The 26625-nt window shown below is 72.0% G+C and carries 24 protein-coding genes and 1 tRNA gene; 18 read left to right on the forward strand and 7 right to left on the reverse strand.

Annotated features, from left to right (window positions below):
* The first annotated feature begins 2 nt into the window (after positions 1–2).
* Both ACN9M0_RS24265 and nudC read left to right on the forward strand, forming a co-directional pair.
* Positions 3–1421 carry a dipeptidase gene (locus tag ACN9M0_RS24265; RefSeq protein ID WP_426404191.1) on the forward strand — a complete coding sequence of 473 codons (1419 nt, stop codon included), beginning with the start codon at positions 3–5 and terminating at the stop codon, positions 1419–1421.
* 35 nt (positions 1422–1456) lie between these two features.
* Entirely contained in the window at positions 1457–2425 is a 969-nt protein-coding gene (nudC, locus tag ACN9M0_RS24270; protein ID WP_366041949.1) for an NAD(+) diphosphatase, read from the forward strand.
* Between the two features lie 66 nt (positions 2426–2491).
* Here nudC and ACN9M0_RS24275 read toward each other — a convergent pair whose 3' ends face one another.
* Together ACN9M0_RS24275 and ACN9M0_RS24280 are read right to left on the reverse strand one after the other, a co-directional pair.
* A complete protein-coding gene (locus ACN9M0_RS24275; protein WP_426404192.1) occupies positions 2492–3607 on the reverse strand; it encodes an acyltransferase family protein in 1116 nt (371 codons plus the stop codon).
* A 259-nt stretch (positions 3608–3866) separates the two neighbouring features.
* Positions 3867–4109 carry a mycoredoxin gene (locus tag ACN9M0_RS24280; protein ID WP_366041947.1) on the reverse strand — a complete coding sequence of 81 codons (243 nt, stop codon included), beginning with the start codon at positions 4107–4109 and terminating at the stop codon, positions 3867–3869.
* Positions 4110–4256: 147 nt separating this feature from the next.
* Between ACN9M0_RS24280 and ACN9M0_RS24285 the strand changes: the two genes are divergently transcribed.
* The 5 genes from ACN9M0_RS24285 to ACN9M0_RS24305 all read left to right on the forward strand — a co-directional run bounded on the left by ACN9M0_RS24285 (position 4257) and on the right by ACN9M0_RS24305 (position 8104).
* Positions 4257–6437 carry an ATP-dependent DNA helicase UvrD2 gene (locus ACN9M0_RS24285; RefSeq protein WP_366041945.1) on the forward strand — a complete coding sequence of 727 codons (2181 nt, stop codon included), beginning with the start codon at positions 4257–4259 and terminating at the stop codon, positions 6435–6437.
* A gap of 172 nt (positions 6438–6609) precedes the next feature.
* A complete protein-coding gene (locus tag ACN9M0_RS24290; RefSeq protein WP_399696123.1) occupies positions 6610–6957 on the forward strand; it encodes a hypothetical protein in 348 nt (115 codons plus the stop codon).
* Positions 6958–7130: 173 nt separating this feature from the next.
* Complete coding sequence (locus tag ACN9M0_RS24295; RefSeq protein ID WP_366041944.1) at positions 7131–7502, forward strand: WhiB family transcriptional regulator; 372 nt, start codon at positions 7131–7133, stop codon at positions 7500–7502.
* Entirely contained in the window at positions 7499–7822 is a 324-nt protein-coding gene (locus tag ACN9M0_RS24300; RefSeq protein ID WP_366041943.1) for a hypothetical protein, read from the forward strand. The genes ACN9M0_RS24295 and ACN9M0_RS24300 overlap by 4 nt, the downstream gene beginning before the upstream one ends.
* 99 nt (positions 7823–7921) lie before the next feature.
* Positions 7922–8104, forward strand: coding sequence for a hypothetical protein (locus tag ACN9M0_RS24305; RefSeq protein WP_366041942.1), 183 nt, complete (start codon positions 7922–7924; stop codon positions 8102–8104).
* A gap of 247 nt (positions 8105–8351) precedes the next feature.
* Here the strand turns inward: ACN9M0_RS24305 and ACN9M0_RS24310 are convergent, their stop codons facing one another.
* On the reverse strand, positions 8352–9701 hold the full coding sequence (locus ACN9M0_RS24310) for an ABC1 kinase family protein (protein WP_366041941.1): 1350 nt from the start codon (positions 9699–9701) through the stop codon (positions 8352–8354).
* Positions 9702–9742: 41 nt separating this feature from the next.
* On the reverse strand, positions 9743–11077 hold the full coding sequence (locus ACN9M0_RS24315; RefSeq protein WP_366041940.1) for a TOMM precursor leader peptide-binding protein: 1335 nt from the start codon (positions 11075–11077) through the stop codon (positions 9743–9745).
* A gap of 233 nt (positions 11078–11310) precedes the next feature.
* On the opposite strand from ACN9M0_RS24315, the gene ACN9M0_RS24320 reads away from it, so the two are divergent.
* The 4 genes from ACN9M0_RS24320 to ACN9M0_RS24335 all read left to right on the forward strand — a co-directional run bounded on the left by ACN9M0_RS24320 (position 11311) and on the right by ACN9M0_RS24335 (position 15126).
* Positions 11311–11886, forward strand: coding sequence for a M48 metallopeptidase family protein (locus ACN9M0_RS24320; protein WP_366041939.1), 576 nt, complete (start codon positions 11311–11313; stop codon positions 11884–11886).
* A gap of 135 nt (positions 11887–12021) precedes the next feature.
* The gene (locus ACN9M0_RS24325; RefSeq protein WP_426404193.1) at positions 12022–13659 is read left to right on the forward strand and encodes a TerD family protein; all 1638 of its coding nucleotides are present in this window, start codon (positions 12022–12024) and stop codon (positions 13657–13659) included.
* Positions 13660–13670: 11 nt separating this feature from the next.
* Positions 13671–14351 carry an AIM24 family protein gene (locus ACN9M0_RS24330; protein WP_366040993.1) on the forward strand — a complete coding sequence of 227 codons (681 nt, stop codon included), beginning with the start codon at positions 13671–13673 and terminating at the stop codon, positions 14349–14351.
* 19 nt (positions 14352–14370) lie between these two features.
* Positions 14371–15126, forward strand: coding sequence for an AIM24 family protein (locus ACN9M0_RS24335; RefSeq protein ID WP_366040992.1), 756 nt, complete (start codon positions 14371–14373; stop codon positions 15124–15126).
* A 42-nt stretch (positions 15127–15168) separates the two neighbouring features.
* Here the strand turns inward: ACN9M0_RS24335 and ACN9M0_RS24340 are convergent, their stop codons facing one another.
* Together ACN9M0_RS24340 and ACN9M0_RS24345 are read right to left on the reverse strand one after the other, a co-directional pair.
* Positions 15169–15699 (reverse strand): NUDIX hydrolase, encoded by a 531-nt coding sequence (locus ACN9M0_RS24340; RefSeq protein WP_366040991.1) that lies wholly within the window; start codon positions 15697–15699, stop codon positions 15169–15171.
* Entirely contained in the window at positions 15696–17117 is a 1422-nt protein-coding gene (locus ACN9M0_RS24345) for a zinc-dependent metalloprotease (protein ID WP_366040990.1), read from the reverse strand. The genes ACN9M0_RS24340 and ACN9M0_RS24345 overlap by 4 nt, the downstream gene beginning before the upstream one ends.
* Positions 17118–17328: 211 nt before the next feature.
* Here ACN9M0_RS24345 and ACN9M0_RS24350 point away from each other — a divergent pair, with 211 nt between their 5' ends.
* The 4 genes from ACN9M0_RS24350 (at position 17329) to ACN9M0_RS24365 (ending at position 20618) form a co-directional block, all read left to right on the forward strand.
* Positions 17329–18438, forward strand: a complete 1110-nt coding sequence (locus tag ACN9M0_RS24350) for an SDR family oxidoreductase (RefSeq protein ID WP_366040989.1) — start codon at positions 17329–17331, stop codon at positions 18436–18438.
* Positions 18439–18579: 141 nt separating this feature from the next.
* Positions 18580–19041, forward strand: coding sequence for a molybdenum cofactor biosynthesis protein MoaE (locus ACN9M0_RS24355; protein ID WP_366040988.1), 462 nt, complete (start codon positions 18580–18582; stop codon positions 19039–19041).
* 288 nt (positions 19042–19329) lie between these two features.
* The gene (locus ACN9M0_RS24360; protein ID WP_399696142.1) at positions 19330–19464 is read left to right on the forward strand and encodes a hypothetical protein; all 135 of its coding nucleotides are present in this window, start codon (positions 19330–19332) and stop codon (positions 19462–19464) included.
* 65 nt (positions 19465–19529) lie between these two features.
* Positions 19530–20618, forward strand: a complete 1089-nt coding sequence (locus tag ACN9M0_RS24365; RefSeq protein ID WP_366040986.1) for a YlbL family protein — start codon at positions 19530–19532, stop codon at positions 20616–20618.
* 64 nt (positions 20619–20682) lie between these two features.
* Here ACN9M0_RS24365 and ACN9M0_RS24370 read toward each other — a convergent pair whose 3' ends face one another.
* Positions 20683–21234, reverse strand: a complete 552-nt coding sequence (locus ACN9M0_RS24370) for a PPA1309 family protein (RefSeq protein ID WP_366040985.1) — start codon at positions 21232–21234, stop codon at positions 20683–20685.
* A 135-nt stretch (positions 21235–21369) separates the two neighbouring features.
* Between ACN9M0_RS24370 and ACN9M0_RS24375 the strand changes: the two genes are divergently transcribed.
* The 3 genes from ACN9M0_RS24375 to ACN9M0_RS24385 all read left to right on the forward strand — a co-directional run bounded on the left by ACN9M0_RS24375 (position 21370) and on the right by ACN9M0_RS24385 (position 26567).
* Positions 21370–24273: a UPF0182 family protein gene (locus ACN9M0_RS24375; RefSeq protein WP_366040998.1), complete on the forward strand. Its 2904-nt coding sequence runs from the start codon at positions 21370–21372 to the stop codon at positions 24271–24273.
* Between the two features lie 45 nt (positions 24274–24318).
* Positions 24319–24392: transfer RNA gene (locus ACN9M0_RS24380), tRNA-Met, on the forward strand.
* Between the two features lie 204 nt (positions 24393–24596).
* Positions 24597–26567, forward strand: coding sequence for a tetratricopeptide repeat protein (locus ACN9M0_RS24385; RefSeq protein WP_399696119.1), 1971 nt, complete (start codon positions 24597–24599; stop codon positions 26565–26567).
* Positions 26568–26625: the final 58 nt, after the last annotated feature.

Here is a 26625-nt window from a genome sequence, read left to right on the forward strand (position 1 = left end):
GCATGAGCGAGACCCCGGACAGCGCCGTCCGCACCGTACGTACGTACGTCGAGCAGCACCGTGCCGCCTTCCTCGGCGACCTGGCCGAGTGGCTGCGCATCCCCTCCGTGTCGGCCCAGCCGGACCGGGCCGGGGACGTACGGCGCAGCGCCGAGTGGCTCGCCGCCAAGCTCACGGAGACCGGCTTCACCACGGTCGAGGTCTGGGAGACGGACGGCGCCCCCGCCGTCTTCGCCGAGTGGCCCTCCGGCGACCCGGACGCCCCGACCGTCCTCGTCTACGGCCACCACGACGTGCAGCCCGCGGCCCGTGAGGACGGCTGGCACACGGACCCGTTCGAGCCGACCGTGGTCGACGGCCGGATGTACGCGCGCGGGGCAGCCGACGACAAGGGGCAGGTGTTCTTCCACACCCTCGGCGTCCGCGCGCACCTCGCCGCCACCGGCCGCACCACGCCCGCCGTCAACCTCAAGCTGATCGTCGAGGGCGAGGAGGAGTCCGGCTCCCCGCACTTCCGCGCCCTCGTCGAGGACCGTGCCGACCGGCTCGCCGCCGACGCCGTGATCGTCTCCGACACCGGCATGTGGTCCGAGACCACCCCCACCGTCTGCACCGGCATGCGCGGGGTCGCCGACTGCGAGATCGAGCTGTACGGCCCCGACCAGGACATCCACTCCGGCTCCTTCGGCGGCGCCGTGCCGAACCCGGCCACCGTCGCCGGCCGGATCGTCGCCGCGCTGCACGACGAGCACGAGCACGTGGCGATCCCCGGCTTCTACGACGGGGTGACGGAGCTCACCGACGCAGAGCGGGCCCTCGTCGCCGAGCTGCCCTTCGACGAGGCCGCCTGGCTGCGGACGGCCAAGTCGCACGGCACCCTCGGCGAGGCGGGCTTCACGACCCTGGAGCGGGTCTGGGCCCGTCCCACCGCCGAGGTCAACGGCATCGGCGGCGGCTACCAGGGCCCCGGCGGCAAGACGATCGTCCCCTCCTCCGCCCAGCTCAAGCTGTCGTTCCGGCTGGTCGCGGGCCAGGACCCGGCCAAGATCGAGCTCGCGGTACGGGACTGGCTCGCCGGACTCGTCCCCGCCGGCATCCGGTACGAGATCGTCTTCGGCGCACCGACCCGCCCCTGCCTCACCCCCCTCGACCACCCCGCACTCAAGGCGGTGGCCGGGGCCATGAGCAGGGCCTTCGACGGCGCCAAGGTCCGCTACACCCGCGAGGGCGGCTCCGGACCGGCCGCAGACCTCCAGGACGTCCTGGACGCACCCGTCCTGTTCCTCGGCATCTCCGTACCGTCCGACGGCTGGCACGCCCCCAACGAGAAGATCGAACTCGATCTCCTCATGAAGGGCGTCGAGACGACCGCGCACCTGTGGAGCGACCTGCCCGCCGCCCTCCACTTCGCCGCGCGCTGAACCCACACACCGATCCGGGGGAGTTGGAAGCACCTGTGAGCACCTTGAAGAACGCGTCGAGCAGCCCGAAGCACGCGCCGGCGGACCGCCCGATCTCGCTCACCGCCCCGAGCGGCATCGACCGCGCCGCCCACCACCGCCTCGACGAGGCGTGGCTGGCGGCGGCCTGGAGCCACCCCACGACCCGGGTCTTCGTGGTCTCCGGGGGCCAGGTGCTGATCGACGACCGCCCCGACGGCACCACCGAGCTCGTGATGACCCCGGCCTTCGAGGCCCCGGTCACCGAGACCCACCGCTACTTCCTGGGCACGGACGCCGACGGCGTCTCCTACTTCGCGCTCCAGAAGGACTCCCTGCCCGGCCGCATGGACCAGTCCGCCCGCCCGGCCGGGCTGCGCGAGGCCGGGCTGCTGCTCTCCGACCGCGACGCGGGCCTCATGGTGCACGCGGTGGCCCTGGAGAACTGGCAGCGCCTCCACCGCTTCTGCTCGCGCTGCGGCGAGCGCACGGTCATCGCGGCCGCCGGCCATATCCGCCGCTGCCAGGCCTGCGGCGCCGAGCACTACCCGCGCACCGACCCCGCCGTGATCATGCTGGTCACCGACGAGAAGGACCGGGCGCTGCTCGGCCGCCAGGTGCACTGGCCGGAAGGCCGCTTCTCGACCCTCGCCGGCTTCGTGGAGCCGGGCGAGTCCATCGAGGCGTCGGTGGCCCGCGAGGTCTTCGAGGAGGCCGGCGTCACGGTCGGCGAGGTCGAGTACATCGCCAGCCAGCCCTGGCCGTTCCCGTCCAGCCTGATGCTGGGCTTCTTCGCCCAGGCCACGTCCTCCGAGATAAACGTGGACGGCGAGGAGATCCACGAGGCGCGCTGGTTCTCCCGCGAGGACCTGGCCGCCGCCTTCGAGTCCGGCGAGGTCCTGCCCCCGTACGGCATCTCGATCGCCTCCCGCCTCATCGAGCGCTGGTACGGCAAGCCGCTCCCGAAGCCGGGCGACGTCGTCTGACCCGCTCCGCACACGAAGAAGTCCCCCCGCCCGGCGCCGCCGGACGGGGGGACTTCTTCGTGGCGCTCACAGGCGGGCGAGGTTGCGCTTGAGATACCGGCTGAGCGGCCGCTCGACGAGACGGTGGACCAGGTACGACAGCACCAGCATCCCGAGCAGCACGGTGACGAGCAGCACCCACGGCGGGACGCGCGCCCCGAAGCGGGTGAAGAACTCCCAGCCGATGACCTCGTGCAGCAGGTACAAGGGGTAGGTCAGTGCCCCGGCGACCGGCAGCCACGTCCACCGGATGCCGGAGAGCCTGCCGGTGGCGACCAGCGCCATCGCCCCGAAGAACGCGGCGAGCACGACGAGCACGGGCCACGCCGGCCGGTCGCCGAGGAAGGTGAGCCCCTTGAACTTGTCGATGGAGGGCGCCAGCGAGGCGCAGTAGCAGAACCCGACGACGCCCCAGAGCATCAGGTTCGGACGGAACCGGTACATCAGGTAGAACGCCATGCCGGCGATGAAGAACCAGCTGTACTCGGGGATCAGGAGCAGGCGCACGGGACCGGGCGCGGCCGGGGAGACCAGGACGGTGGCCGCGCCCCAGACGCAGCAGAACAGCAGCACCCTGCGGTACGTCAGCCCCCACCAGGCGAGCAGCGAGAAGAGGAGGTAGAAGCGGAGCTCGGCGAAGAGGGTCCAGTAGACCCCGTCGACGGGGTCCACTCCCAGCGGCTCCTGGAGCATCGTCAGATTGGTGAGGATGTCGTTCCCGGGCAGGTGGCGCCGCCCGCCGGGGATCACGGCGACGGTGACGGACGTGGCGACGACGGCGAACCAGTACGCGGGATAGAGGCGCACCACACGGGAGACGAAGAAGTCCTTCACCGGCCGGCCCCAGCCGCTCATGCAGATGACGAAGCCGCTGATGAGGAAGAAGAACTCCACGCCGAGATAGCCGTAGGAGGCGACGGAGAAGGTCTGCGGGAAGAGGTCCTCGACCGGGCTCGGCCGGCCTTCCCCGAAGGCCAGGTAGTGGTAGCCGACCACCATGAGGGCGGCGGTGAGGCGCAGGCCGTCGAGGGCGTGGAGGCGTCCGCGAGCTCTGCCCGTGGGGTCCGTGGAGTCCGTCGTGAGCCTGGGCGCTCTCCCGGGTTCGCGCGACGCCGGAGGAGCAGGAGCTATCTGGATGAGCAAGGGGTATCCCACCTGGATATGCAGTCGCAAATCTCGGTCGGGACGAGAGCGTAGGCGGGACGCCGGGGGCCGCGCAAAAGCTCGCAGGTGTGTGACGCCCTTCACGACGAGGTGGGATCAGGGGGGTTCGCTCGAGCGAAGTCCCTGCACAAAGGCCCCACGGCCGGTTCTCACCGGCCGCGGGGCCACTGCCACTCCTCGCGGTCTCCTCGCGAACGTTTCGCGATCTTCACGCGAAGGTCTCGCGATCTCCTCGCGATCAGACGCCGAGCGCCTGCTTCACCTGCGCGAGGCTCGGGTTCGTCAGGGTCGAACCGTCCGGGAAGAGGACGGTCGGCACCGTCTGGTTGCCGCCGTTGGCCTTCTCGACGAACGCCGCCGAGTCGGGGTCCTGCTCGATGTTGATCTCCGTGTACGCGATGCCCTCGCGCTCCATCTGGCTCTTCAGCCGACGGCAGTAGCCGCACCACGTGGTGCTGTACATCGTCACAGTGCCCTGCATGACCAGGCGCTCCTCTTGTTCGCGGACGGGTGCCGAGTAGGAGAACGTACGCCCTCCCGGCGTCATTCCCGGAATTCGTATGACCGGCGGCACGCCCCTGTGGACAAGCCTCGACGGCAAGCTCGCCCGACCTGGCAGCATTGGGGGGTGACAGCAGCAACGCACTCCACTCTCTTCCCGCAGGTCCCGGAGACGGCCGACGCGGTGCTCGACGGGCTCGACCCCGAGCAGCGCGAGGTCGCCCTTGCCCTGAACGGACCGGTGTGCGTCCTCGCGGGAGCCGGCACGGGCAAGACGCGGGCCATCACCCACCGCATCGCGTACGGGGTGCGGGCGAGCATCCTGCAGCCCGCCAGCGTGCTCGCCGTCACGTTCACCAACCGCGCCGCGGGCGAGATGCGCGGCCGGCTGCGGCAGCTCGGCGCCGGCGGCGTCCAGGCGCGCACGTTCCACTCCGCGGCCCTCCGCCAGCTCCAGTTCTTCTGGCCGAAAGCAGTCGGTGGCGACTTGCCCCGGCTCCTGGAGCGGAAGATCCAGCTCGTCGCCGAGGCCGCGGCCCGCTGCCGGATCCGGCTCGACCGGAACGAGCTCAGGGACGTGACCAGCGAGATCGAGTGGGCCAAGGTCACCCAGACCGTCCCCGCCGACTACCCGGCCGCCGTCGCCAAGTCCGTCAGGGACGCCCCCCGCGACCCGGCGGAGATCGGCCAGATCTATGCCATGTACGAGCAGCTGAAGCGCGACCGCTCGGTGATCGACTTCGAGGACGTGCTGCTGCTCACCGTCGGCATCCTCCAGGACCGGCACGACATCGCCGACCAGATCCGCCGCCAGTACCAGCACTTCGTGGTGGACGAGTACCAGGACGTCTCCCCGCTCCAGCAGCGGCTGCTCGACCTGTGGCTCGGCGACCGCGACAACCTCTGCGTCGTCGGCGACGCCAGCCAGACGATCTACTCCTTCACCGGCGCCACCCCCGACCACCTGCTGAACTTCCGCACCCGGCACCCGGGCGCCACGGTCGTCAAGCTGGTCCGCGACTACCGCTCCACCCCGCAGGTCGTCCACCTGGCGAACGGGCTGCTCAGCCAGGCCAGCGGCCGGGCCGCCGAGCACCGCCTGGAGCTGATCTCCCAGCGCGACCCGGGTCCCGAGCCGGTCTACACGGAATACACCGACGAGCCCGCCGAGGCCGAGGGCACCGCCCGCCGCATCCGCGACCTCATCGCCGCCGGCGTCCCGGCCGGCGAGATCGCCGTCCTCTACCGGATCAACGCCCAGTCCGAGGTCTACGAGCAGGCCCTCGCCGACGCCGGAGTGCCCTACCAGCTCCGCGGCGCCGAGCGCTTCTTCGAGCGCCAGGAGGTACGGGAGGCGGGCATCGCCCTGCGCGGAGCCGCCCGCGCCGGGGGCAACGACTCCCTCCTCGACGACGTCGAGGACCTGCCCGCGCAGGTGAGGGCCGTCCTCTCCACCAAGGGCTGGACCAGCGCGCCGCCCGCCGGCTCCGGCGCCGTCCGCGACCGCTGGGAGTCCCTCGCGGCCCTCGTCCGGCTCGCCGAGGACTTCAGCCGTGCCAAGCCCGGGGCCACCCTCTCCGACCTGGTCGCCGAGCTCGACGAGCGGGCCGCCGCCCAGCACGCCCCGACCGTCCAGGGCGTCACCCTCGCCTCGCTGCACGCGGCCAAGGGCCTCGAATGGGACGCCGTCTTCCTGGTCGGCCTCACCGAGGGCATGATGCCGATCACCTACGCCAAGACGGACGAGCAGGTCGAGGAGGAGCGGCGCCTGCTGTACGTGGGCGTCACCCGGGCCCGGGTCCACCTCACGCTCTCCTGGGCGCTCTCCCGCTCCCCGGGCGGCCGGGCCAGCCGGCGCCCCAGCCGTTTCCTCAAGGGGCTCCGGCCCGGCTCCGGCTCCCTCGGCGCCGTCGGCTCCGGCGGCGGCTCCGGCTCCGTCGAGCGGGGGAGCGGCCTCCGCCGGCGGGGCCCGCGCGGCCCCGTCCTCTGCCGGGTCTGCGGCGCCACCCTCACCGAGGCGGGCGCGATGAAGCTCATGCGCTGCGAGGACTGCCCCTCGGACATGGACGAGGGGCTGTACGAGCGGCTGCGCGACTGGCGGTCGGAACAGGCCAGGGAGCTCGGCCAGCCGGCGTATTGCGTGTTCACCGACAAGACGCTCATGGCGATCGCCGAGCGCGTCCCCGCCACCGACGGAGAGCTCGCCTCGATCTCCGGCGTCGGCGTCCGCAAGCTCGACCGCTTCGGAGCCGAGGTCCTGGCCATCTGCGCAGGTGAGGAGGGTGGGGCGGGAGAGGGCGAGGTCTGAGGAAAACTCGTCGAAAAAATAGTTTGCGCCCGCCCCGTCAAGCCCCATAGGTTCTTAACCACGGAAACAGCGGCTTCTTGGAAGCCCTGTCTTCGTGCTGTACTTGTCCAAATAAACATGAGGGTCCGGCTCACACCCGAGCCCTCCGAGACGCCGAGAGGAGGCGATTCCAGTGATCAGCTACACCGTCCAGACCAGCACCGTCAGCTTCGTCGGCACGGCCAAAATGACCGATCGCTCGGTCGTCTCCGCCTGCTCGCTCGGCCTCTCCGCCTCGGCGCTCATTGGCACCGGTCTGCCCGTCGCCGGCCTGCCCGTCACCGGTCTCTCCGGTCTCGGTGTGGCCGCCGTGGCTCCGCGCAATGAGCGACCGACCAAGGCACTGGAAGCAGGAGCAGCAGGCAAGGCCAAGGCCTATGACTTTGCGGCGACCGGTGCCGGAACCCAGCAGCAGACGACGACGCACCACCACATGATGTGGGCCTTCCGTGGGCTCGAACCCTGGAGTGATCCAGTCTGATCCATGATCAGACAGGCGCCTTCAGGGCCGCGGAACCCCACCCGGGATCCGCGGCCCTTCTGTTTGTCCCCGAACGGGGACGACGGCGCGAAGGGGCCTCGGGAAGCAAGAACCCGGTACCAGCCGAAACCCCGGCCAACAGGCCGGAACGACCAGACGAGGAAAACACCACCGTGCAACTCGAAGCGCACGCCCCGTCCGTACCGCCTTCCGAATCGATCCCCCTGCCCGGCCTCACGGAGGACCCCGCCTTGACCCCCCTCACCGCGCTCACCGCGCTCGACGACGCCATCGAGAACCTCGGCGTCCCCGTCCCGTGTCGCGCCTACGACCCCGAGGTCTTCTTCGCGGAGTCCCCGGCCGACGTCGAGTACGCGAAGTCCCTCTGCCAGACCTGCCCGCTCGTGGCCGCCTGCCTCGCCGGCGCCAAGGAGCGGCGCGAGCCGTGGGGCGTCTGGGGTGGCGAGCTCTTCGTCCAGGGCGTGGTCGTCGCCCGCAAGCGGCCGCGTGGCCGTCCGCGCAAGAACCCGGTCGTCGCGGCATGAGCGCCACCGGAACCATCGACCGCCCCCTCACGCACGATCCCCAGAAGCAGGCCCCGATGACCTCTTCCACCAGCGAGCCCGCCGGCTCCGCGACCCCAGTCTTCTCCCCCGCCGCCGCGTACACCGCGCGTCAGAACAGGACCCGTGAAATGCAACTCGCCCCAGAAGCCCTGGCCCGTGCCCATATGCACGAACGACAGCGTGAGGCCGACGCGGAACGCCAGGCCGTGCGCCTGGTCGCCGCCCGGCGCATGCAGCGCCGCGCCGAGCGCGTCTCGCTGCGCGCCCGCCGCGCGCTCGCCATGGCCGTCATGCACTGACGCATCCTCGTGATGCCTCCGCGGGGGCCGGTCCGAACGGACCGGCCCCCGCGGTGCGTTGTCCCCGCCGCGCAGCCCCGCCGGGTTATCGTCACGAGGATGAACGAGGCCCGTACCCCCGAGGCACCCTTCGCCTGCGCGCGCTGCGGCAAGACCACCGAGACGCTGCCGCTGACCTGGACGTGCTCGGTGGAGAACGGCAGGCGAGAGTACTTCTGCGAGGAGTGCGCCCGCGCCAACATCCGCTCCATCGAAGGCCGCCTCGACTCCTCCTGGTGGTGAGCCACGCCCTCGCCGACCCGTTGTGGGCATACGTTCCGCAAGGGCGGAACGGGTGGGCACAACGGACGGCGCCCTTGCCGGCGCCAGAGGCTTCCGCGCCCGAACCCGCTCCGCGTTGTGCGGCGCCGCTGGGGGTGCGGGTCCAGGCACGGAAGGCGGAGGCGCCCGCAGAGGGCGCCGTCCCGTGTGCCCACCCGTCCCGCCCTGCGGGACGATTGCCCACACGGCGGGTGGGTGCGGAGCAGCCCTACGCGGGGTCCGGTTCCCCGAAGCCCGGGAGCCACTCGGCCAGCTCGTCCCGTAGCCGTACCGTCGCGTTCAGCTGGCACAGCACCCCGATCGTGCTCAACGTCACACGGTGTATCAGCAGATACGAGGGCGGCAGGTTCAGCTGCTTGCCCAGCTGGTGGGCCGGGGAGCGGGGGTCCGCGATCCGGGCCGCCTGGGCGCGCATCCAGCCGCGGGTGAAGACGAACGCCTCCGCCTCGGCCGGTTCGATGATCGGCAGCAGGTACTCCAGGACCGCGTCCGGGTCGAGCGCCACGGACTTCTTGACGAAGCCCTCCTCGCGCAGCAGCTCGTACACCGTCTCCGCCTCGCCGGCGACGGTCATCCGCAGACACGTGCCGATCGTCTCCGGCAGCCCGCCCGGAAGCCGGTCCACCGTGCCGAAGTCGAGGACACCGAGCCGCCAGCCCTCCGGCCCCTCGTCCTCGTCCGCGCCCGGCAGCAGCCGGAAGTTCCCCGGATGCGGATCGGCGTGCAGCAGACCCGTGCGCGCGGGTCCTGAGAAGAGGAAGCGGGCGAGCAACTGACCCGCCCGGTCCCGCTGCTCCTGCGTGCCGTCCGCGATCACCTCCGCGAGCGGGACCCCGTCCATCCACTCCGTCACGAGGACCTGCTCCGACTGGTGCACCACCGCGGGCACCACCACGTCGGGATCGTCCGCGAACTCCTCCGCGTGCCTCCGCTGGGCCTCCGCCTCCAGGGAGTAGTCCAGCTCCTCGGCGACCCGGTCCCGCATCTCGGCGATGAGCGGCTTGATGTCCATGCCCGGGATGAGCGGACCGAGCAGCCGGGCGAAGCGGCTCAACTGCGTCAGGTCCGAGAGCAGCGCGTCCCCGGCGCCCGGGTACTGCACCTTCACCGCGACCTCGCGCCCGTCGTGCCACACGGCCCGGTGCACCTGCCCGATCGAGGCCGCCGCCGCCGGTTTGTCCTCGAACTCCACGAACAGCTCCCGCCACTCGGCGCCGAGCCGCTCCTCCAGGACCGTGTGCACCGTGCGCGTCGGCATCGGCGGGGCCGCGTCCTGAAGCTTCGTCAGCGCCGCCCGGTACGGCCCGGCGACCTCCTCCGGAAGCGCCGACTCGAAGACGGACAGCGCCTGTCCGAACTTCATGGCCCCGCCCTTGAGCTCGCCGAGCACCTTGAACAGCTGCTCGGCCGTCCGCTGCTGGAGCTCGCGCGCGACGAGCTCCGCCGATCTGCCGCCGATCCGCTTGCCCAGACCCCAGGTGGCCCGGCCCGCGAAGCCCAATGGCAACGCGGCCAACTTGGCGGTCCGGGTGACCGCCTTCCGGGGTAGATCAGACATACGCCCCTCCAAAACCCAGACTGCCGTGCCGCGCAGGGCCGTTACCCCGCCATTGTGTCGTGCGCGTCCCCGGCCGCCGAGGCGCGCTCCCCTTCTGCTCCGCGCGCCGCCCCGCAGGGGCAGGCCGGGTGAGGTCTCAGCCGCTCCGCCCGCCACTCGAGCAGCGGCAGTGACACCTCCCAGCGCGTGCCCGTGCTCGCCGGGAGGTCCCCGTCCAGGAAGGCCAGCGCGTGCGCCGCCGCCAGACCGGCCACCGCCGTGGCGAGGCCGAGGTCGCAGGCGGGCAGCGGATGCGGGGCGCCGGAGCGCCACTGGGCGAGCAGCCGGGGTGTCACCGGGTCCCGGTCCGTCCGCTCCTCCTGGAGGCACCGCGCGCAGGCCGTGCCGCCGGGCAGGACGAGCGGCCCGACCGTCCCGGTGGCCTCCAGGACGCCCGCGTACAGGTGGGGGGTGCCGGTGGAGATCCACGGTTCGGCCGGGAGCGGGTCGGGGACATACGCGCCGAGGCCGTCCCGAGGCGTCACCACGACGAGTGACAGCCCCTGCTCACCCAGGCTTTCACCCGATCCGCTCCGCCCCCGCGACCCACCGGAGCCGCCGGAGCCTCCAGGGGCGCCGCGCCCACCAGGTCCACCGGGTCCGGCGCGCCCACCAGGTCCACCGGGTCCGCCGCGCCCGCCGGGTCCGCCAGGTCCGCCGCGCCCACCAGTTCCGCCGAGACCGCCAGGTCCGCCCAGACCTCCGGATCCATCGAGTTCGCCAGGTCCTCCCGTGCGGTCCCGGGCCCAGCGGCCCACCAGGCGTCGGGCCGCCGTCGCCCGGCGCTCGCCGACGGCCTCGGCCGGCAGTCCGCCGGGGGTCGTCTCCCAGGGCTCGACCCGGCCCGAGTCGAGGACCTCGACCGAGCCCACCCCCGCCGCCGCGAGCAGGGCCGCGACCGTCGCCCCCACCCGCCCCGCGCCCCTGACCTGGACGCGCAGGGCCCGTCGGGCCGCCAGGGCCCGCGCCGCCCGCTCCGGCTCGGGGTGGACCACGGACAGGGAGGCCAGGTCCGCGCGGAGCGGATCGAGGGCCACGTCCACCGCGCCCGCGGCCGGGCCCGCCTTCCCGGGCCGCCCGGTCGCGGCGTCCGTCAGGAGCCCGGCCGACTCCAGCCGGCCCAGGAGCGCCTCCAGACGTCCCTCCGGGAGACCGAGCGCCCGCGCCTCGGCCCGCAGCAGCGCGGTCCCGCGGGTGCCGTCGAGCAGCCCGAGCACCGCCCCCGTCACCGGGTCGACCGGGTCGAGCACCACCGCGTGCGCGGGGGCGACGCCGTACTGGACGCACCGCAGACTCCGCCATGCCCGCCGCAGCGCCGGTTTCACCATCGGATGCATTTCCCCGCCCCCGTCCGTCCCCATGTCCGGCCTCGGCCGTGACCGCATTTCATGATCGACAACTGCATTCCGTCGCCCCGGAACGAGAATGCCCCGCCGTCGTGACGGTCGCCGAAAGTTGTCCACAGGCCAGGGGGATTAGTCATTCAAATGGTGCGCGGCGGGGTCGGATCGTTCCCGAAACCACTCCGGAGGCGGGACTTCCCCCGTGGGCAGCGGGTAACGTCGGGGCCGTGCCCGCCGACCCACAGCGCAGCGTGACCAGCGAACCGCCCCGCGGGGCCGGGACGAGTGCGGTCGAGGTCCGCAGAAGCCCGCGGCGGAGCAGAACCGTCTCGGCCTACCGCGAGGGCGACCGGACCATCGTGCTCATCCCGGCCCGCATGTCGGAGGCGGAGGAGCGCCGCTGGGTCGGGGTGATGCTGGACAAGCTCGCCGCCCAGGAGAGCCGGAGCGTCCTCGGCGACCGCGAGCTCACCGAGCGGGCGCTGCGCCTCTCGGAGCAGTACTTCGACGGCCGGGCCCGCCCCGGCTCGGTCCGCTGGGTGACCAACCAGAACACCCGCTGGGGCTCCTGCACGCCCTCCGAGGGCAGCATCCGCCTCTCCCACCGGCTCCAGGGCATGCCCGAGTACGTCGTCGACTACGTCCTCCTGCACGAGCTGGCCCACCTCCTCGTCCCCGGGCACGGACCGCGGTTCTGGCGGCTCCTGGAGGCGTATCCCCGCACCGAGCGGGCGCGCGGCTACCTGGAGGGCGTGGTCGCCGCCGACCGCCTGCCGCACCTTCCGGCGGCGCGCGAGGAGTGACGGCGGCGCCACGCGCGCGTGGCGCACGGGTTTCCCGATTCCGTACCGAATACGACCTGGCCTGTCTCAATGTCATGGACAACGGTTAGCCTGGCGCGAGCATTCGCCATTCGGGATGGGGGACGGTCGTTACGCATGGCCAGGGAATTCCAACGCGGCCACAAGGCCAAGATCAGTGATCTGACCGCGGGTACCGATCTGTACATCGGTGTGCAGATCGCGGCGCCCGGACTGACTTTCGACATCAGCTGCTTCGGACTCGACGCCGACGAGCGGCTCTCCGACGACCGCTACTTCGTCTTCTTCAACCAGCCGAAGTCGCCCGAGGAGTCCATCCAGCTGCTCGGCGCGCAGTCCGGTGACACCGAGTCCTTCCGCGTCACCCTCGACCGCATCCCCGCGAACATCCACAAGCTGTCGTTCACCGCGACGATCGACGGCGCCGGCCAGATGTCCCAGGTCGGCCCCGGTCACCTGCGGATCGTGGCGGGCGGCGAGGAGGTCGCGCGGTACGCGTTCACCGGCGCGGAGTTCTCCACCGAGCGCGCGGTGATGCTCGGCGACTTCTACCTCAAGGACGTGTGGCGGTTCGCCGCCGTCGGCCAGGGCTTCGACGGAGGCCTGGACGCGCTCCTGCGGAACTTCGGCGGCGAGGTCGCCGAGGAGGCGCCCGCCGCCCCGCAGCAGCAGGCCGCGGCCCCCGGCTTCGCCCCGCCGCCGCAGGCGACGGCGCCCCCGGCCTTCGGCGCACCCGCGGCGCCCGCCCCCGCGCCCGCCTTCGGCGCGCCGGCGGCCCCGCAGGCGCCCGTCCCGCCCGCGCCCGTGCAGCCGGTCCACACGGCGCCCACGATGGTCGCGCCCCTGGCCCCGGCCCCCGTGCCGCCGCCCGCGCCGGCCCCCGCGCCGTACGGGCAGCCGCCGCAGCCTCCGCAGTACGGCCAGGTCCCGGGGCAGCCTCCGGGCCAGTACCCCGCGCAGGTCCCCGGCCAGTACCCCGGTCAGGGTCAGCCTCCGCAGGCCCCGTACGGGCAGGCCGCTCCCGCCCCGTACGGGCAGCAGCCGCCGGCGTACGGGCAGCAGCCCGGCGTCCCGCAGGGCGTGCCCGCGGCCGGAGCGGGGCTCGCCGCCGCGCTCGCGCCGTACAAGGAGACCGCCACCGGCGCCCGCTGGACCCCGCAGAACCAGCAGCTCATGCGGGTCGACCTCGCCATGGGCGGCGTGCCCGTCCTCGCCCGGCAGGGCTCCATGGTCATGTACCAGGGCAAGGTCGACTTCGGCTACAAGGGCGCGGGCTTCGCCGGCCGGATCGTCGGCAACGCCACCGGCCAGGAGATGCAGCTCATGCGCTGCACCGGCCGCGGCCAGGTCTTCCTCGCCGAGCAGGGTGCCCACCTGCACCCGATCGAGCTCCAGGGCGACGGCATCTGCGTCTCCGCCGAGAACGTCCTCGCGTTCGACGAGTCCCTGCAGTACGAGGTCCGTCGCATCGAGGGCCACGGCATCCCCGGCGGCGCCCTCTTCACCATGCAGTTCCAGGGCACCGGCACCGTCGTCGTGAAGACCCACGGCGTCCCCGTCGTCCTGCCCGTCACGCCCACGACCTTCGCCGACTGCAACGCCGTCGTCGCCTGGTCGTCCGCGTCCCAGGTCGTCCTCTCCAGCCAGGTGCGGCTGCGCCGCAACGCCTACCCCGGCCACAGCGGGGAGACCGTGAACCTCCAGTTCCGGGGAGCCCCCGGCAACTTCATCGTCGTCCAGCCCTACGAGGTCTGAGGGAGCCCGTCATGAACCAGCAACTCGCGGGCTACGCCCCGACCCCCGTCGCGGCCCGCATGGAGAACCACGGCCGCACCATGCTCAAGGTCGCCATGGCCTCCGGCCAGGACCTCTACGCCCGGACCGGCTCGATGGTCGCCTACGAGGGCTTCATCACCTACGAGCCCAACCCGCCCGCCGTCCGCCAGGTGGCCCAGCAGTGGGCCACCGGCGAGGGCGCGCCCATCATGAAGTGCTCCGGCGACGGCCTGCTCTACCTCGCCGACTACGGCGCGGACGTCGTCGTCATCAACCTCCAGAACGACTCGCTCTCGGTCAACGGCACCAACGTGCTCGCCTTCGACGCCCACCTCCAGTGGGGCGTCGAGCGGGTCAAGGGGCTCGCCAAGTTCGCCGGCCAGGGCCTGTTCAACGTGGAGATCGCCGGCACCGGCTGGGTCGCGCTCACCTCGCGCGGCACGCCGATCGTCGTCGACTGCGGCCGCGGCGAGGACGAGACGTACGTCGACCCCGACGCGCTCGTCGCCTGGTCGCCCTCGCTCAAGGTCAAGGGCAAGCGCAGCTTCAAGGCGTCCTCCCTCATCGGGCGGGGCAGCGGCGAGGCATACCAGATGGCCTTCTCGGGCCAGGGCATCGTCGTCGTACAGCCGAGCGAGGACAGCACCGACCGCCTGCGGGCACGGGGCTGAGGGGGAGCGAGAACACACCATGCAGAGCCCGCTTTTCAACCACGCCGAACAGCAGAGCCAGGAGCGGTACGTCATCCAGAACCCGCAGCTCCTGCGGGTCAGCCTGACCGGGCAGGACGACGTCCTCGCCCGCAAGGGCGCCATGGTCGCGTACCAGGGACTCGTCGACTTCGACGGCGAGTACCAGACGCCGAACCAGCGGCGGGCCCGCGCCCGCACCGGTGAGGGCCTGGACCTGATGCGCTGCTCCGGCCAGGGCACGGTCTACTTCGCCAACCTCGCGCAGTACGTCCACGTCGTGGAGGTCGAGCAGGAGGGCCTGACCGTCGACAGCGCCTACGTCCTCGCGCTCGACTCGACCCTCCACACCGAGGTCATCGCCGTCGACAGCCAGTACGGCATCTCCGGCTCCGGCAAGTACCAGCTCAACATCTCCGGCCGCGGCAAGGTCGCCCTGATGACCTCCGGACAGCCGCTGATGATGCAGGTCACGCCCGAGAAGTACGTCAGCGTCGACGCGGACGCGATCGTCGCCTGGTCCACCGGGCTGCGCGTCCAGATGCAGGCGCAGACGACGAACTCCAGCGTCCGCCGCCGCCGGGGCGACACCGGCGAGGGCTGGGAGCTCAGCTTCCTCGGACAGGGCTTCGCACTCGTCCAGCCGAGCGAGGTCATGCCCCCGCAAAACGCGGCCATCGGACAGGGCATCGCCGCCCAGTTCGGCGCCGGACAGCACGGCTCGCACGCCCAGAACCAGAACAACGCCTGGAACTGAGCACGCGTGAGGGGGCGGTCGCCACGGCGACCGCCCCCTCGGTCATGCCTGGGCCAGCCGCGCCAGCGTGCCCTCCAGCAGCCGGACCACCGAGGTGTCCGCCACACCCGCCACCTCGTCGTACGCGAACCAGCGCAGGTCCAGCGACTCCTCGCTGATCTCCGCCACCGCGTCCGCCGGGGCGAGCGCCGCGTACTGCACGTCCAGATGCCAGTGGCACGGCGCCGGGATCGGATGCCGGTCGAGCCGCACCGGACCGCCCGCGAGCAGCCTGAGGCCCGCGATACCGGACTCCTCCGTCGCCTCCCGCAGCGCCGCGGCCTCCACCGTCGGATCGCCGTCCTCGCAGTGACCACCCATCTGCAGCCACATGCCCAGCTTCTTGTGCAGGGTCAGCAGCACCCGGCCGCGGGACGGGTCGATCACCAGCGCGCTGGACGTCAGATGCCCGGCCGTGCACGGCTTGTACATCCCGTCGGGATGGGCCGCGAGATGGTCCAGATAGACGTCACGCAGTTCCCGCTGGTCCTCGTACCCCTTCAGGACGAGGACCGCGTCGTCGTACAGGCTCACTTCTCGGCGTCCCCGTCCTCGGGGTTCTCGCCCTTGGCGGCCTCGCCGAGCATCTTGTCCAGCTCGGAGAAGTCGAGGTGCTCGCGGTGCACGAAGCCGTCCGGGTCGTCCAGGTCGGTCGCCGTCGGCAGCATGTCCGGGTGCTCCCACAGCCCGTCCCGGCCGTCGACCCCGCGCGCGTCGGTGAGCGAGGCCCACAGGCGCGCCGCGTCCCGCAGCCGCCGCGGACGCAGCTCCAGACCGATCAGCGTCGCGAAGGTCTGCTCGGCGGGACCGCCCGAGGCCCGGCGCCGGCGCAGCGTCTCGCGCAGCGCGTCCGCCGAGGTCAGGCGCGACTTGGCCGCCTCGTGGACCACCGCGTCCACCCAGCCCTCGACCAGCGCGAGGGCCGTCTCCAGACGGGCCAGGGCCGCCTTCTGCTCCGGGGTGTCCTCCGGCTGGAACATGCCCTGCTGGAGTGCCTCCTGAAGCTGCTCCGGGTGCGTCGGGTCGAGCTGCCCGACGGCCTCCTCCAGCTTCGAGGTGTCGACCTTGATCCCGCGTGCGTATCCCTCGACCGCGCCGAAGAGGTGCGCCCGCAGCCACGGCACGTGCGCGAAGAGACGCTGGTGCGCGGCCTCGCGCAGGGCCAGGTAGAGCCGCACCTCGTCCGAGGGCACGCCCAGGTCCTTGCCGAAGGCCTCGATGTTCAGCGGCAGCAGTGCGGCACGCCCGGCCGGGCCCAGCGGCAGACCGACGTCCGTCGAGCCGACGACCTCACCGGCGAGCGCGCCCACGGCCTGCCCGATCTGCTGGCCGAACATGGCGCCGCCCATGGAGCGCATCATGCCGATCAGCGGGCCCGCCATGGCCTGCATCTCCTCCGGCAGGACGTCGCCCATCGCCGAGCCGACCCGCTCGGCGACCGGGTCCACGAGCTGCTGCCACGCCGGCAGCGTCGCCTCGACCCACTCCGCGCGGCTCCACGCCACGGCCGTGCCCGCGCCCGAGGGCAGCGAGGTGACCTCGTCCAGCCACAGGTCGGCGAGGCGCACGGCCTCCTCGACCGCGGACTTCTCGGCCGGGCCCACGCTCGCGTCCTTGGTGCCGTCGGCGGTGCCCTGGGCCACCACCTGGCGCGCGATCTGCTTCGCCATGTCCCAGTTCACGGGACCGCCCTCGTAGCTGAGCATCTGCCCGAGCTGCTGGAAGGCGGCACCCAGATCGTTGGGGTTCAGGGAGCCGAACATCGCGGCGAACGGATTGTCCGCGCCACCGGGACCGCCCATGCCGGGCAGCCCGCCGAAGCCGAACGGGTTCGCACCGAACGGGTTGCCGCCGGACCCCTGGCCACCTCCGGCGGGGTCCTTCTTCTTGCCCTCGTCGCCGTTCTCCGGCTCCTCCGGCGGAAGGCCGAATCCGAATGGGGTGTCACTCACAGGTTTCCTCGGCTCGTAGGGCCGCCGGCCTCCTGCCGACGGCGACTGCCCGACCAGGCCTGTCAGACAGACCCGCACACCACCAGCGTAGACATCCGTGCCGGAAATGGGCTCGGTGCTCCGCCGGGCCGTGCCCTGCGGCAGGATGGACGCCACCTGGTCCGTACGCGTCATGCGCGTCCGTACTGAAGACAACCGCTGGAGACGCCCGGTGAGTTCCCCAGATCCACAGGTTCGCGGAGCGCGAAACCACTCAACCCGGTCCGCCGCGCGCGGCCCCGTCGTCGCGGTCACCGGCGCCGCTTCCGGCGTCGGTGACCTGCTGACCAGGCGCCTCGCCGCCTCCGACGAGATCAAGCGGGTCGTCGCCATCGACGAGCGCCGGGGCGACGTCGCCGAGGCACAGTGGCACATCCTCGACGTGCGCGACCCGGCCATCGCCGAGAAGCTGCGCGGCGCGGACGTCGTCGTGCACCTCGCCGTCGACCTCGACCTCGAGACCGACCCCGCCGCCCGAACGGCCTACAACGTGCGCGGCACGCAGACCGTGCTGACCGCCGCCGCCGCGGCCGGGGTCCACCGGGTGGTGCTCTGCACCTCCGCGATGGTCTACGGCGCCCTGCCCGACAACGACATCCCGCTCTCCGAGGACGCCGAGCTCAGGGCGACGGCGGAGGCCACCGGCGTCGGCGACATGCTGGAGATCGAGCGCCTCGGCCGCCGCGCCCCCCGCGCCCACCCCGGCCTGCACGTCACCGTCGTCCGCCCCGCCGTCCTCGTGGGCGGTACGGACACGGCGCTGACCCGCTACTTCGAGTCGCCCCGGCTGCTCGTCGTCGCCGGGTCCCGGCCCACCTGGCAGTTCTGCCACGTCGAGGACCTGGTGAGCGCCCTGGAGTACGCGGCCCTGGAGAAGGTCGAGGGGGAGTTCGCGGTCGGCTGCGAGGGCTGGCTCGAACAGGAGGAGGTCGAGGAGCTCTCCGGGATCCGGCGCATGGAGCTGCCCTCCGCGGTCGCCCTCGGCACGGCGGCCCGCCTCCACCGGATCGGGCTCACCCCGTCCCCGGCGGGCGACCTCGCCTACACCATGCACCCCTGGGTGGTGAGCGTCGGACGGCTGCACGACGCCGGCTGGCGCCCGAAATGGACGAACGAGGAGGTCCTCGCCGCGCTCCTGGAGGAGGTCGAGGGCCGCCACACGGTCGCCGGGCGCCGCCTGGGCCGCAAGGACGCGACGGCGGCCGGCGCGGCCGGTGCGACGGTGGCGCTGCTCGGCACGGCGGCCCTGGTCCGACAGATGCGGAAGCGGCGCGGGATCTGACCGGGGGCCGGGCGCCGGCCCGGAGCACCCAGCCGGAGGACCTGGCCGGCCGGCGGTCTGTAGGACCCTCCTACGGCGGGGTCCGACCGCCGGTCGAAACCGCTATTCCGGGATGTCGCGCGCGTACGGCACGATGGGGCCATGGCACACACGCACGACCACCCCGGCGAGCAGGCCGCGGCCGACCCGATCAAGCTCCTCGCGATCCGTGAGACCCCGCTCTCGGTCGACGAGGTCTTCCGGGCGGTCGGGGACGACGCCTCCGGCGGCACCACCCTCTTCGTCGGCACCGTGCGCAACCACGACGGCGGCGCGGACGTCGACGCGCTGGGCTACTCCTGCCACCCGAGCGCCGAGGCGGAGCTGCGCCGGGTCGCCGAGAAGGTCGTCGCCGACTACCCGGTCCGCGCCCTGGCCGCCGTCCACCGCGTCGGTGACCTGCGCGTCGGCGACATCGCGGTCGTCGTCGCCGTCTCCTGCCCCCACCGCGGCGAGGCCTTCGAGGCCTGCCGGAAGCTGATCGACGACCTCAAGCACGAGGTCCCGATCTGGAAGCACCAGACCTTCTCGGACGGCACAGAAGAGTGGGTCGGCTCCTGTTGAGCCTTCGCCCCTGGTGTGAGGGGTCCCACCGGCCGAAGGCTGGGGGAGGGGTGGGGGCCTGCTAGGGGCGGCAAGGCGACGCGCCGACGCGGCGTAGTCGAACGCCCGATTTGCGTAACCGGCCCCCACGCGCGAGCGTTGACCTCACAGATGAAAGTCTGTTGATCAACTCACTGGGGATGGGAGGTCGGGATGGCAGCGCTGGCCTGGTTGCTGATTCCGCTTTTCGCAGTCGTCGGCGCGGCGATATGGGGAAGCTGGGCTTCGAGGAACAGGACCATAGGTGACGTGGCCGAACTCGCCGGCTACGCACGTTTCCGGGACGCGATGGAGCGATCCCACACCACGACCGCCGATTCCGTTCTTCCGGAGCGGGAACCGGCCGCGACGGCCTCCGCCGTCACCACCACACCCGCCGGCTGACCGGGGCCTCCTCGTACGGACCGCCCCAGGGGTGCACCCACAGGCGAGTCCCGTACTGTCGTTCCATGCCACGCCGCACCGCGACGATGCTCGCCTCCACCCTGGTCCTGATCTGTCTGCTCATCGCAGGCGTTCTGATCCCGGTGCCGTACGCGGAGATGAGTCCGGGCCCCACGGTCAACACCCTCGGCGAGGCCAGGGGAGAACCGGTCCTCCAGATCTCCGGACGCAAGACCTACCCGACCGACGGGCACCTCAACATGACGACGGTCCGCGTCACCAGCGCGGACTACAAGATGAACGCCGTCGAGGCCGTCTACGGATGGCTCGCCCACGACAACGTGGTCGTGCCGCACGACACGCTCTACCCGGACGGCAAGACCGAGGAGCAGTCGAGCCAGGAGAACGCCGAGGAGTTCAGCCAGTCCCAGGAGAGCGCCAAGGTGGCGGCCCTCGCGGAGCTGGACATCCCCGTGGTCGCCCGGGTCGTCGTCGCCACCGTCATCAAGGACGCGCCGGCCGAGGGCAAGCTGCACGCCGGGGACGTCATCAAGGCCGTCGACGGCGTGCCGGTCAAGGAGCAGGGTGACGTCGCCAAGCAGGTGACGAAGCGGAAGCCCGGCCAGGACGTCGTGTTCACGATCGTCCCGGCCAAGGAGGCGGCCGCCGCCGAGAAGGCCCGCAAGGAGCCCACCGTCACCCGGAAGGTGGTCATCAAGACCACCACGTCGGAGGAGGGCGACCGGGCGGTCGTCGGCATCCAGGCCGGCACCGACCACGTCTTCCCGTTCACGATCGACATCAACCTGGCCGACGTCGGCGGCCCCAGCGCCGGTCTGATGTTCGCCCTCGGCATCGTCGACAAGCTCACCCCGGAGAGCCTCACCGGCGGCCGGTTCGTCGCCGGCACCGGCACGATCGACGACAAGGGCGAGGTCGGCCCGATCGGCGGCATCGAGATGAAGCTGGTCGGTGCGCGCAAGGCGGGCGCCGAGTACTTCCTCACCCCTGCCGACAACTGCGAGTCGGCCGCCGCCGACACGCCCGACGGCCTCACCCTGATCAAGGTCGACACCATCGACGACGCCACGAAGTCGCTGGAGAAGCTCCGCAAGGGCGACACGAAGTCGCTGCCGAGCTGCTCGAAGAGCTGACACGCGCGCGTACCCACGGAGAAGGGGCTCCCGGCCGGGAGCCCCTTCTCCGTTCCGTCAGGTCTCAGCTCTCGAAGGTCGCCGCCAGCGCCTCGGCGAGCCCCGGCACCAGGTCGGGGCCGGTCAGCACCTCGGTCGCGGAGTCCTTCTCGCGCAGCCGGATCGCCGCCTCGCGCGCGCCGTCCCGCAGGACCGCGACGGTCATCCGGACCTCCTGGCGGTCCGGGTGCCCGGCGACCCATTTGGCGAGCTGCTTCTCGCTCAGGCCCTGCGGCACCTGGGCCTCGGCCGACGGGGGCAGCATGAGCCGCTCCACCGTCATGGCACAGCCGGCCACGGAGGCGGGCCAGGCGATCGTGCCGAGGAACTCGTCGAGCGGCTTGCCGCGCGGGAGCTTGTCCTGCTCGATCGGGGTGTAGGCGGTCGCGTCGTCGCCCAGGCCGAGCTGGGAGGCGAGCTTGGGTTCCTGGGCGCGCAGCCGTGCGGTGTCGACCAGGGCGAACAGGCGGGCGGGCTGGTCCCAGCCGAGGCCCGAGGCGTACTCGTCGATCTCGAGCACCGCACGGGTGAGGGGGCTCGCGGCCATCGCCGGGCCGGAGGGGGAAAGGTTGGACATGACCAACATCCTGCCTCCTCTTCCCCGGAAGACGGGAACTAGGTAAAGCCTCAGTAAGTTGCACCAGTGGGCTCTACGATCGCGGGGCCTGCTTTCAGACGCATCAACATCGAGGGGCGCACGTTGGCTTTCCAGATGCCGGACCGCGGCCAAGGCCCGTCCGGGCCAAGGATGAGAGTCGGCCGGCCGTCCCGGCGGGCCCGCACCCTGCTCATGACACTCGGGGTGCTGGCCGTCCTGGCCATGGCGTTCGTGATGTTCGCCGGGTTCTGGACGGACTGGCTCTGGTACCGCTCGGTCGAGTACTCGTCCGTGTTCACCACCACCCTGTGGACCAAGATCGGTCTCTTCGCGGTCTTCGGCCTGCTGATGGGGCTCGCCGTCGGCTTCAACATCTGGCTGGCGTACCGGCTGCGGCCGCCGCTCAGCGCGATGTCGCTGGAGCAGCAGAGCCTCGACCGGTACCGGATGGGTCTGGCCCCGTTCAAGAAGTGGGTGCTGCTGGCGGTCACCGTCCTGGTGGCCCTGATCGCCGGCGCCTCCGCGTCCGGCCAGTGGCGCACCTGGCTCATGTGGGTCAACGGTGTGAAGTTCGGCCAGAAGGACCCGCAGTTCGGGCTCGATGTGTCGTTCTACGCCTTCGACCTGCCCTGGTACCGCTTCCTCCTCGCGTTCGGCTTCGCCGCCGCCGTCCTGTCGCTGATCGCCGCCGCGCTCACGCACTACCTGTACGGCGGGCTGCGGATCACCAGCCCGGGCGCGCGTGCCACCGCCGCGGCCACCGGCCACCTCTCGGTGCTGCTCGGCCTCTTCGTCGCGCTCAAGGCCGTCGCGTACTGGCTCGACCGGTACGGCCTGGCGGTGAAGTCCAGTGACTTCAAGGCCACGGGCAACTGGACGGGCCTGCGGTACGTCGACGCCAACGCCTTCCTGCCGGCGAAGACGATCCTGTTCTGCATCGCCGTCATCTGCGCGCTGCTGTTCTTCGCGACGCTCTGGCGCCGCACCTGGCAGCTGCCGGTGATCGGCTTCGGCCTGATGGTCCTCTCCGCGATCCTGATCGGCGGCCTGTACCCGGCCATCGTGCAGAAGTTCCAGGTCCAGCCGAACGAGCAGGCCAAGGAAGCCCCGTACATCCAGAAGAACATCGACGCGACCCGCAAGGCGTACGCGATCGACGGGACGAAGCCCGAGAACTACTCGGGCAAGTCGACGGTCAAGGCCAAGGACAAGCTGCGGTCGGACGCCGACACGGCGGCCAGCTACCGCCTCCTCGACCCGAACATCGTGTCGCCGACGTTCCAGCAGCTGGAGCAGAAGCGGAAGTACTACCAGTTCCCGACGACCCTGGACGTGGACCGCTACAGCGGCAAGGACACCGTCGTCGGTCTGCGCGAGCTCAACATCCGGGGCATCCCGAAGCGGAACTGGATCAACGACCACTTCACCTACACCCACGGCTTCGGCGCGATCCTGGCCTCGGGCACGCACACGGACGCCAACGGCTCCCCGGTCTTCACCGAGTCCGGACTGCCGACGACCGGCTCGCTGAAGACGTACCAGCAGCGGATCTACTACGGAGAGAAGACCGACCAGTACTCGATCGTGGGCGGCCCGCAGAAGGAGCTGGACTACGAGGAGAACGGCGAGAAGACCACCAGCTACAAGGAGAAGAGCGGCGTCAGCCTCTCCAACACCTTCAACCGCGCCGCGTACGCGGTGGCCTTCAGCGAGCCGCAGATCCTCTACTCGGGAGCCATCGGCGAGGGCTCGCGGATCCTCTACAACCGCACGCCCAAGGAGCGCGTCGAGGCCGTCGCGCCGTGGCTGACCATCGACGGTGACGCCTACCCGGCGGTCGTCGACGGCCGGATCCAGTGGATCATCGACGCCTACACGACGACCAACGGCTACCCGTACGCCTCGCGCACCACGCTCGGCGACACCACGGCCGACTCGCTGACCGTCGGCAACCAGCAGCGCACGGTCGTCGCCCAGCAGAACCAGGTCAACTACATCCGCAACTCGGTCAAGGCCACCGTCGACGCCTACGACGGCACGGTGAAGCTCTACGAGTGGGACACCGAGGACCCGGTCCTCAAGACCTGGATGAAGGCCTTCCCGGACACGGTGAAGCCGAAGTCCGAGATCAAGGGCGACCTGCTCGCGCACCTGCGCTACCCGCAGGACATGTTCAAGGTCCAGCGCGAGCTGCTGACCCGCTACCACGTCACCGACCCCGCGCAGTTCTACAGCGGCTCGGACGCCTGGCAGGTGCCGGACGACCCGACCAACAAGGACGGCAACGCGGTCCCGCCGTACTACCTGAGCATGAAGATGCCCGGGGACACGGCGCAGCGCTTCTCGCTGACGACGACGTTCACGCCGAACGGGCGGCCCAACCTGGGCGGCTTCATGGCGGTCGACGCCGACGCCACCAGCAAGGAGTACGGCCGGCTGAGACTGCTGCGGGTCACCGAGGACGTGCCGGGCCCGGCCCAGGTGCAGAGCAAGCTCAACGGTCTGCCGTCCGTGGCCACCTTCGTCCGGGACATGAAGGGAGCCGACTCCGACATCCAGTACGGCAACCTGCTGACCGTGCCGCTCGACGGCGGGTTCCTGTACGTGGAGCCGGTGTACGCCCAGGGACGCAACGCGCTCTACCCGCTCCTGAAGAAGGTCGCGGTGTCGTACGTGGACGCGGACCAGCCGGACGGTGACACGACCAAGGACACCACGGTGTTCGAGGACAGCCTCACCAAGGCGCTCAACGCGGTCTTCGGGGTGGAGGCGCCCACCACGCCGACGACCCCGCCGGGCACCACGCAGCCACCCGGCACGACCCAGCCGCCGGCGTCGAACGACGTGGCCCTGAAGCAGGCCATCGCCGACGCCCAGAAGGCGTACGACGCGGGCGAGGCCGCTCTCGCGAAGGGCGACTGGGCCGCGTACGGCAAGGCGCAGGACGACCTCCAGGCGGCGCTCCAGCGGGCCGCGGCGGCCGAGGCGAAGCTCAAGACGCCGGGGTCAGGCGGCTGACCTGAGGTTTTCCGTCCCCGCGTCGTGATACTGTGGTTTCACCGACGCGGGGTGGAGCAGCTCGGTAGCTCGCTGGGCTCATAACCCAGAGGTCGCAGGTTCAAATCCTGTCCCCGCTACTCAGAGGGCAAGGGCCCGGATCCATAAGGATCCGGGCCTTTGTCGTGTGTCGGCGTGCCCGGGGGTGCCGAAGAGCGGTAGGGAAGGGGCGAGTTGGCGTGAGTCGTGTTTGACTTGTCTCTCTGTGGGCATGTCGACAAAACGCTGAGTGACCTCACTGGCTGCGGTATACCAGGTGTGCTCGGGTTGCGGGTGGTGCGACGATGGTATTTATGGGGGACAGGGCAACTCTGTTGGAGACAGGGCGGTTTGTGCAGCGGCACGCCAGAAACGCCGCAGACGAGATCATCGAGGCCGTGGGGGCCGTCGATGCGGCCGTCGACACCACCGCCGAGACCGATGCCGACGCCGAGAACGAGACCGAGACCGAGGCCCGGCACCGACGGGCGGCCGAGCGCGGTGACCTCGCCTCGATGAGCGCCCTCGGTGCGCTGCTGCTGCGCCGCGGCGACCTCGACGGCGCCGAGCCGTACCTGCGCGGCGCCACCGCCGAGGGGGACCGGGCCGCCGCCAACAACCTGGGCGTCCTGCTCCACCAGCGCGGGTACGCCGAAGAGGCCGCCGGCTGGTGGCGGGTCGCCGCCGTCGCCGGCTCCGCCCCCGCCGCCCACGCCCTCGGCCGCCACCACCGCGAGCGCGGCGACGAGCCGGCCGCCGAGTACTGGCTGCGGCAGGCCGCCGAGCAGGGCCACGCCCTCGGCGCGTACGCCCTCGCCGACCTCCTGGAGCACCGCAGCGACGTCGGCGCGGAGCGCTGGCTGCGCGCCGCCGCCGAGCAGGGCCACCGCGAGGCCGCCTACCGCCTCGCCCTCGCCCTGGAGCGCCGCGCCACCGAGACCACCCGCGGACCGCACGAGACCGGCACCCGGCTCCGGGTCCCCGGCACCGGCGCGATCGTGCCCTCCGGCACGGCCGCGACCGGCGGCGGCGCCGTTCCCGGGCAGCCGGCCGGCGAGACCACGAGCGAGGCCGCCGAGGCCGAGCAGTGGTTCCGGCAGGCCGCCGCGCGCGGACACCGGCGGGCCGCGCTCCACCTGGGCGCGATCCTGGAGCACCGCGGCGACCTCAAGGAGGCCGGCCGCTGGTACCTCAGCTCCGCCAAGGAGGGCGAGGCGAAGGCCGCCTGCGCGCTCGGCTTCCTGCTCCGCGACGCGGGCGACGAGGAGAGCGCCGCCGTGTGGTGGCTGAGGGCCGCCCAGGACGGCGACGGCAACGCCGCCAACGCGCTGGGCGCCCTGCACGCCGCCCGGGGCGAGCAGCAGACCGCCGAGCGCTGGTACCGGGCCGCCATGGACGCCGGCGACGTGAACGGCGCCTACAACCTCGGGCTGCTCTGCGCCGCCCAGGACCGCATCCCGCAGGCCGAGCAGTGGTACCGGCGCGCCGCCTACGCGGGCCACCGCGAGGCCGCCAACGCGCTCGCCGTCCTGCTCCTCCAGGCCGGCGACGCCAACGGCGCCGAGCCCTGGTTCTCCAAGGCCGCCGAGGCCGGCAGCGTCGACGCCGCCTTCAACCTGGGCATCCTCCACGCGGGCCGCGACGACGACCGCACGGCCCTCGTCTGGTACGAGCGGGCCGCCGCGGCCGGACACACCGAGGCCGCCCTCCAGGTCGGCATCGCCGCACTGCGGGACGGCGACGAGCAGACCGCCGAGCGGCACCTGCGATGTGCGGCCGGCGGCGGCAGCGCCGAGGCCGCCTTCCGGCTCGCCTCGGTACTCGACGCGCGTCGCCCCGAGCCCGGCCCCGCCGTGCTCGGCGCGCCCCGCGAGGAGAAGTCCGAGTGCGAGGCGTGGTACGAGCGGGCCGCCCAGCAGGGCCACCGGCGCGCCCAGGTGCGGGTCGGGATGCTCGCCGCCGGGCGCGGCGACCTGGCCGAGGCCGATCGCTGGTACCGCGAGGCCGCCGAGGCGGGCAGCCGCAACGGCGCCTTCAACCTCGGGCTGCTCCTCGCCCGTGAGGGCAGCGAGCGGGAGGCCGCCCTCTGGTGGACCCGGGCGGCACGGGCCGGCCACGGGCGCGCCGCGCTCCGCCTCGCGCTGCTCGCGGCGCGCCGGGGCGAGCTCACCGAGGGGCGTCGCTGGTGCGACCGTGCGGTGGAGCTGGGCCCGGCGGAGGTCGCCGAGCGGGCGGCCCGGCTGAGCGAGGCGCTGCACCAGGAGCTCACGGCGTAGGGAGGCGGCGTCTCAACGGATTTGCGCTGGTGACAGGGGTCCCGTAGAGTCGTGTTTA

Origin of the sequence: Streptomyces sp. R-07 (assembly GCF_049913175.1) — a bacterium.
Taxonomy (GTDB): domain Bacteria; phylum Actinomycetota; class Actinomycetes; order Streptomycetales; family Streptomycetaceae; genus Streptomyces.

Bases quoted from the DNA above. Each gene is read 5' to 3' on its own strand.
- ACN9M0_RS24265 (WP_426404191.1), top strand. From the start codon at position 3: ATGAGCGAGACCCCGGACAGCGCCGTCCGCACCGTACGTACGTACGTC.
- ACN9M0_RS24305 (WP_366041942.1), top strand. From the start codon at position 7,922: ATGAACGAGGCCCGTACCCCCGAGGCACCCTTCGCCTGCGCGCGCTGC.
- ACN9M0_RS24355 (WP_366040988.1), top strand. From the start codon at position 18,580: ATGGCACACACGCACGACCACCCCGGCGAGCAGGCCGCGGCCGACCCG.
- ACN9M0_RS24310 (WP_366041941.1), bottom strand. From the start codon at position 9,701: ATGTCTGATCTACCCCGGAAGGCGGTCACCCGGACCGCCAAGTTGGCC.
- ACN9M0_RS24315 (WP_366041940.1), bottom strand. From the start codon at position 11,077: ATGCATCCGATGGTGAAACCGGCGCTGCGGCGGGCATGGCGGAGTCTG.
- ACN9M0_RS24300 (WP_366041943.1), top strand. From the start codon at position 7,499: ATGAGCGCCACCGGAACCATCGACCGCCCCCTCACGCACGATCCCCAG.
- ACN9M0_RS24385 (WP_399696119.1), top strand. From the start codon at position 24,597: ATGGTATTTATGGGGGACAGGGCAACTCTGTTGGAGACAGGGCGGTTT.
- ACN9M0_RS24330 (WP_366040993.1), top strand. From the start codon at position 13,671: ATGAACCAGCAACTCGCGGGCTACGCCCCGACCCCCGTCGCGGCCCGC.
- ACN9M0_RS24370 (WP_366040985.1), bottom strand. From the start codon at position 21,234: ATGTCCAACCTTTCCCCCTCCGGCCCGGCGATGGCCGCGAGCCCCCTC.
- ACN9M0_RS24335 (WP_366040992.1), top strand. From the start codon at position 14,371: ATGCAGAGCCCGCTTTTCAACCACGCCGAACAGCAGAGCCAGGAGCGG.
- ACN9M0_RS24325 (WP_426404193.1), top strand. From the start codon at position 12,022: ATGGCCAGGGAATTCCAACGCGGCCACAAGGCCAAGATCAGTGATCTG.
- ACN9M0_RS24375 (WP_366040998.1), top strand. From the start codon at position 21,370: ATGCCGGACCGCGGCCAAGGCCCGTCCGGGCCAAGGATGAGAGTCGGC.
- ACN9M0_RS24280 (WP_366041947.1), bottom strand. From the start codon at position 4,109: ATGCAGGGCACTGTGACGATGTACAGCACCACGTGGTGCGGCTACTGC.
- ACN9M0_RS24365 (WP_366040986.1), top strand. From the start codon at position 19,530: ATGCCACGCCGCACCGCGACGATGCTCGCCTCCACCCTGGTCCTGATC.